The organism is Kitasatospora sp. NPDC036755 (assembly GCF_040636595.1).
Taxonomy (GTDB): domain Bacteria; phylum Actinomycetota; class Actinomycetes; order Streptomycetales; family Streptomycetaceae; genus Kitasatospora.
This window is the reverse complement of record NZ_JBEZUT010000692.1, coordinates 1-1,223: the sequence shown is the minus strand read 5'-3', so window position 1 is coordinate 1,223 and position 1,223 is coordinate 1. Positions and strand designations below refer to the sequence as shown.

Genomic DNA, 1,223 nt, shown 5'->3' with positions numbered 1-1,223 from the left:
GGCCTTCGCCGTCACCGGCCTCGGCGCCCGCGGCGCCCTGCCCCGCCCGGCGGACCTCTGACCACGCGTCGGGAGCCACCGGCCGCCCACGCAAACCCCGCGCGACGCCCACGCGACGCCCGCCGGGGGCACCGGGCGGTCCCGGCGCCCCCGGCGGACGGGCGGCTCCGCTACGGGCGCCCCATGAACGACGGGTAGTAGCCGCTGCTGATCCCCGAGGTCCGGACGTTCGTCCCGGGCCGCGCGGCCTCGACGTACCTGTTGTCACCCAGGTAGATCGCCACGTGCTGGATGCCCCGGGTCGTCCCGTCCGGCGACCAGAACAGCAGGTCGCCGCGGCGCAGCTGGCTCGCGGTCACCGGCGTGGTCGCCGCGTACTGGTCGTTGGCCACGCGCGGCAGGGAGATGCCGCCGCGCCGGAAGGACTGCTGCACCAGGCCCGAGCAGTCGTAGCCGTCCGGCCCGTTGCCGGCCCGCCGGAACGGTACGCCCAGCTGGGAGAGGGCGAACTGCACGGCGGTCTCCACGTCCCGGTCCTCGGCGACCGAGTCGTCGACGTAGCCGGACCCCCCGGACTCCGGCCAGGACGGACCGTTGCCGGTGCGGTCCAGGTAGACGTCGTAGTGCGAGGTCCAGCGCCACTCGCCCTTGCTGTTGCGGAACCAGTACCGGGAACCGTCCCAGCCCTCCTGGATCCCGCCGGAGGACCTGGTCGAGGCCTTGGCGGCGGACGCGGAGCCCCCGCCGGTGCGGGCCGCGTACACGCTGTAGTGCGAGGTCCAGCGCCACTGCCCCTCGCTGTTCTTGAACCAGTACCGGGAGCCGTCCCACCCGGCGTGGGCCGGGGCGGACTCGGCGGCCGCGGGGACGACGCCGGTGCCGAGGCCGATCACGCCCGTCCCGGTCGCGATCACGGCCACCATGCCTATCCCCCGACGGAGCCTCGCGGTGCGGGACGGACGGGAGGGGCGGACGGCGGCAGCGTGCTGCTGCCCGGTCGGTTCGCCGGCGGCCTCCGGCGCGCCGGTGTTGACGGTGGTCATCGTGCTGACTTCCTTCACTGCTGCGGGCCGCTGCGGATTGCAGCGGTTGCTGTGACCGGCCAGGACTGGCCGTGCTTGCCGGCAGATCCCCCGCCCGGCACGCCGCGGGGGGGGGGGGGGGGGCCCCCACCCCCGCCGAGGCGCGCACGCGGTTGGGTGTTCGGGTGAGGGTGCAATGCG

At 75.6% G+C, this 1,223-nt stretch carries 1 protein-coding gene; it reads right to left on the bottom strand.

The features are described 5' to 3' along the window. Nucleotides 1-170: 170 nt before the first annotated feature. The gene (locus tag AB0E96_RS41255) at nt 171-1,043 is read right to left on the bottom strand and encodes a C40 family peptidase (RefSeq protein ID WP_359831982.1); all 873 of its coding nucleotides are present in this window, start codon (nt 1,041-1,043) and stop codon (nt 171-173) included. Nucleotides 1,044-1,223: the final 180 nt, after the last annotated feature.

Excerpts from the sequence above, each read along its gene's own strand:
- AB0E96_RS41255 (WP_359831982.1), bottom strand. The coding sequence starts at position 1,043 with ATGACCACCGTCAACACCGGCGCGCCGGAGGCCGCCGGCGAACCGACC.